Below are 4,618 nucleotides of genomic sequence, written 5' to 3'. Positions count from 1 at the left end.
GGGGCGCGCTGCGGGTGGCGGCGGAGAGCCGCTGAGGCCGCGGGCGCGCGCGGAGGCGGGGGCAGGGGCGGCCCGGGTGCGGGCGGGCGGCCCCGTCAGGCGTACAGGCCGCGCATGCGTACCGACAGGCAGGTCACCGAGCCTTCGAGCTTCTCGAACTCGCTGATGTCCACCGGCACCGGCGTGTAGCCCAGCTCCTCGTACAGCGCGGCGGTCCGCGGCGCGCTCGCCGCCATCAGCAGCGAGCCGCCGCCCAGCAGGATGACGTGCGCCCCGGCGGCCTCGGGCACCTCGATGCGGCCCGGGAACAGCTCCGGTGTGTCGATGAGCCCCGGGTGGGTGGCGAAGGTGCCGTCGGGCAGGGCGGTGATGCCGGACTTCAGGTGCAGCACCTTGGTGACGGGGACGGTGACGACGCGGGCGCCGAGCGGCTCGAAGCAGGCGCGGAGCTGCCGGACGCCGTCCGTGTCGGTGCGCCCGCCGAGGCCCACGTAGATGGTGTCGCCGACCTTGAGCACGTCGCCGCCGTCGAGCGTGCCGGGCGCGTGGACCCGGTTCACGGAGCAGCGCATGAGGCTCACGGCGGCCTCGGTGCCGGAGGTCTCCGGCTTGCGGGAGTCGGCGCCGGGGCGGGTGACGAGGGCGACGTTCTTGTACATCACCACCGTGTCCTCGACGAAGACCGCGTCCGGGCAGTCGTCGGCGGGCTCGACCTCGGCGGTCTCCCAGCCGTGCAGTTCGAGGGCGGCGACGTAGGAGCGCCACTGGGCGAGGGCCCGGTCGCCGTCGACCGGCGTGCGGTCGATGTGCGTGACCAGGCCCTCGGCGAGACGCGGTCCGGGGCGGCGTACGAGAGCTTTCCTGCTGCGCATGCAGCAGGTCTACCACGGCCGTCAGTGGCTGTGACCGCCGCCGTCCTCCTCGTCCGACCCGCTCTCCGCGCCCTGCTCCCCGTCCGCGCCGCCGCCCGCGGTGACGGTGAAGGCCGCGGTGCGCACCTCGCCTTCGTGCTTGAAGTCGAGGAACAGGCGGTACGAACCGGTGCTGGGCGCGGTCGCGGAGAAGGCCACCTCGGGGCCGGGCTCCGTGCTGCCGTCGCCGGGCTCGCCGTTGGGGTGGACGTGCAGGTACGCGAGGTCGCCGGCGCGGAGCGCGACGAGGTGCCCGTACGCGCCGAGGTAGGGCTGCAGGTCGGTGACCGGCTTGCCGTCCTTCTCGACGGAGAACTCCACCTCGCGCGCGGAGCCGGGCGTCAGGGCGCCGTCGAGCGTCACCTCGTACCCGTCGACGGTCGCGGTCCGCTCCGGCTCGGCCGGCAGCGCCGGGCGGTAGTCCCCGGCGGCGGCGAGGTCGCCGCCCAGGGTCAGGCCGTTCTCGGGGCCGCCGGTGGGCACGAAGTCGGCGAAGACGCGGTAGTCCCCGGCCTTGGGCAGCTCGACGGGGGTGCTCCAGGTGCCGTCGGCGTCGCGGACGGGGTGGAGGTGGCGGTACGTACCGAGGTCGCGGGAGGCGACGATCAGGTGCAGCTCCTTGCCGTGCTCCCGCTCGTACGAGGTCACGGGCTCGCCGTCCGCGCCGCGCACGGCGAAGCGCAGCTCGGCGGGGCTGCCGGCGTCGACGCGCTCGGTGTCCAGGTCGAGCGTGTAGCCGGCCTCGGAGAGCTGCAGCCCGCCCGCGGCGGGCCCGGCGTCCTCGCCGTGGCCGCCGCCGTGCCCGTCGCCCTTCTTTCCGGCGCCTGCGTCCTCCTTTGCGCCTTCCTCTGCGCCCGCGCCCGCGTCCGCGGCGTGTCCGCCGTGGGCCGGGGCGGTGTCCTCGTCGGTGACGGGCCCCACTGCGCTGCCGACCCCGTACGCCCCGGCGAACGCGACGGCCAGCGCACCTGCGAAGAGTCCGGCCCTGGCTGCGGTGTTCATCGCTCGCTCCTCTCGGTCGGCCCGTCGCTGCGACCGGCCTCGATACTGGCGACCATACCCCCTAGGGGTATAAAGTCAAGCGAGGCCGCCCCTTGCAATGGATACGGGTCAGGGGTATACATGGTGTCGAAGGATCTAATACCCCCTAGGGGTATAGCGAGCCACGAGGAGCAGTGATGACCACCACCACGCCGGGCAGGACCGCCGAGGTCGAACTCGCGATCGGCGGTATGACCTGCGCCTCCTGCGCCGCACGGATCGAGAAGAAGCTCAACCGCATGGAGGGCGTCGAGGCCACCGTCAACTACGCCACGGAGAAGGCCAAGGTCACCTTCGCGGACGACGTGGCCGTCGACGACCTGATCGCCACCGTCGAACGTACCGGGTACAGCGCCGCACCGCCCGCCCCCGCCGGTACCGCCGCGGGCGACGGGCAGGAGGACGGCGCCGGCGGGCAGGGCCCGCACGACGAGCTGCGGACGCTGCGGCAGCGGCTCTTCGGCTCCCTCGCGCTGTCGGTGCCGGTGATCGCGATGGCGATGGCCCCCGCCCTGCAGTTCGAGTACTGGCAGTGGCTCTCGCTCACGCTGGCCGCGCCGGTGGTGGTCTGGGGCGCCTGGCCGTTCCACAAGGCCGCCTGGACCAACGCGCGGCACGGCGCCGCCACCATGGACACGCTGATCTCGGTCGGTACGACCGCGGCGTTCCTGTGGTCGCTGTGGGCGCTGTTCTTCGGCACCGCGGGCGAGCCCGGCATGACCCACCCCTTCGAGCTGACCATCGCCCGCGGCGACGGCTCCGGCAACATCTACCTCGAAGCCGCGGCCGGCGTGACGACGTTCATCCTGGCCGGGCGGTACTTCGAGGCCAAGTCCAAGCGGAAGGCGGGCGCGGCGCTGCGCGCGCTGATGGAGCTGGGCGCCAAGGAGGTCGCGGTGCTGCGGGACGGCCGCGAGGAGCGGGTGCCCGTGGACCGGCTCGCGGTCGGCGACCGCTTCGTGGTCCGGCCCGGCGAGAAGATCGCCACCGACGGCACCGTCGTCGAGGGCGCCTCCGCCGTCGACGCCTCCATGCTCACCGGCGAGTCCGTGCCGGTGGAGGTCACCGTGGGCGACGCCGTCACCGGCGCCACCGTCAACGCCGGCGGCCGGCTCGTCGTGGAGGCCACCCGGGTCGGCTCGGACACCCAACTGGCGCGGATGGCCCGGCTGGTCGAGGACGCCCAGAACGGCAAGGCCGCCGTGCAGCGGCTCGCCGACCGGATCTCCGGCATCTTCGTCCCCGTCGTCATCGCCCTGTCCCTGGGGACCCTCGGCTTCTGGCTCGGTACGGGCGACGGCATCTCCGCCGCGTTCACCGCCGCGGTCGCCGTGCTCATCATCGCCTGCCCCTGCGCCCTCGGCCTGGCCACCCCGACCGCCCTCATGGTCGGCACCGGCCGCGGCGCGCAGCTCGGCATCCTCATCAAGGGCCCGGAGGTGCTGGAGTCGACGCGCAAGGTCGACACCGTCGTCCTGGACAAGACCGGCACCGTCACCACCGGCACCATGAGCCTGCACGCCCTGCACACCGCCGACGGCGAGGACGAGGAGGCGGTGCTGCGGCTGGCGGGCGCGCTGGAGCACGCCTCCGAGCACCCCATCGCCCAGGCGGTGGCCGCCGCGGCGGCCGACCGCGTCGGTCCGCTGCCGGTGCCCGAGGACTTCGCCAACGTGCCCGGGCTCGGCGTCCAGGGCGTCGTCGAGGGCCACGCGGTCCTCGTCGGGCGGCAGCAGCTCCTCGCGGAGTGGGCGATCACCCTGCCCGCCGGGCTCGCCGCGGCCAAGGAGCGGTCCGAGCAGGCCGGGCGCACCGCGATCGCGGTCGCCTGGGACGGCGAGGCCCGCGCCCTGCTGGAGGTCGCGGACGCGGTCAAGCCCACCAGCGCGCAGGCCATCAGGCGGCTGCGGGACCTGGGGCTGACCCCGATCCTGCTCACCGGCGACAACAAGGCCGTCGCGCAGACCGTCGCCGCCGAGGTCGGCATCGACGAGGTCATCGCCGAGGTCCTGCCCGAGGACAAGGTCGAGGCGGTCAAGCGGCTGCAGGCCGAGGGCCGTACGGTCGCCATGGTCGGAGACGGCGTCAACGACGCCGCCGCCCTCGCCCAGGCCGACCTGGGCCTGGCCATCGGCACCGGCACCGACGCCGCCATCGAGGCCGCCGACCTCACCCTGGTCAACGGCGACCTGCGGGCCGCACCGGACGCCATCCGGCTCGCCCGTTCCACCCTGTCCACCATCAAGACCAACCTCGCCTGGGCGTTCGGCTACAACACCGCCGCCCTGCCGCTCGCCGCCGCGGGCCTGCTCAACCCGATGCTCGCGGGCGCGGCGATGGCCTTCTCCTCCGTCTCGGTGGTCGCCAACAGCCTGCGGCTGCGGCGCTTCCGGCCCCTGGGCTGAGGCCACCGGTCCGGAGCGGCCGCCCCGCGCACCGCCCGTACGTGCCGATCCGGCCGTGCGGGCGGTGTGGCGTCGAGACCCACGGGTTACGGTGCCCTCCGCGGGCGCGGCAGCGGAATGCGGCGCCGGGCCGAGGGGGAGGAAGGCGTCGTGGGGATGCGGGAGACGGAAGAGTCGCCGGAGCCGGGGACGGAACCGGTGCCGGGGACGGCGCGGGAGGCGCGGGAAGCGCCGTGGGAGTTGTTCCCGGCGCTGCGCACC

At 74.4% G+C, this 4,618-nt stretch carries 3 protein-coding genes; 1 reads left to right on the top strand and 2 read right to left on the bottom strand.

Annotated features, from left to right (window positions below; genetic code table 11):
- Positions 1 to 95: 95 nt before the first annotated feature.
- Together ddaH and H5J30_RS18450 are read right to left on the bottom strand one after the other, a co-directional pair.
- On the bottom strand, positions 96 to 872 hold the full coding sequence (gene ddaH / locus H5J30_RS18455; RefSeq protein WP_181788517.1) for a dimethylargininase: 777 nt from the start codon (positions 870 to 872) through the stop codon (positions 96 to 98).
- A gap of 21 nt (positions 873 to 893) precedes the next feature.
- A complete protein-coding gene (locus H5J30_RS18450; RefSeq protein ID WP_181788516.1) occupies positions 894 to 1,913 on the bottom strand; it encodes a DUF8832 domain-containing protein in 1,020 nt (339 codons plus the stop codon).
- A 176-nt stretch (positions 1,914 to 2,089) separates the two neighbouring features.
- On the opposite strand from H5J30_RS18450, the gene H5J30_RS18445 reads away from it, so the two are divergent.
- Positions 2,090 to 4,357, top strand: a complete 2,268-nt coding sequence (locus tag H5J30_RS18445; RefSeq protein WP_181788515.1) for a heavy metal translocating P-type ATPase — start codon at positions 2,090 to 2,092, stop codon at positions 4,355 to 4,357.
- Positions 4,358 to 4,618 lie beyond the last annotated feature (261 nt).

Origin of the sequence: Streptomyces phytophilus, from assembly GCF_013870535.1 — a bacterium.
GTDB classification, from domain to species: Bacteria; Actinomycetota; Actinomycetes; order Streptomycetales; family Streptomycetaceae; genus Streptomyces; species Streptomyces phytophilus.
The sequence above is the reverse complement of the archived record's forward strand: the minus strand, read 5'-3'. Positions and strand labels throughout refer to the sequence as shown.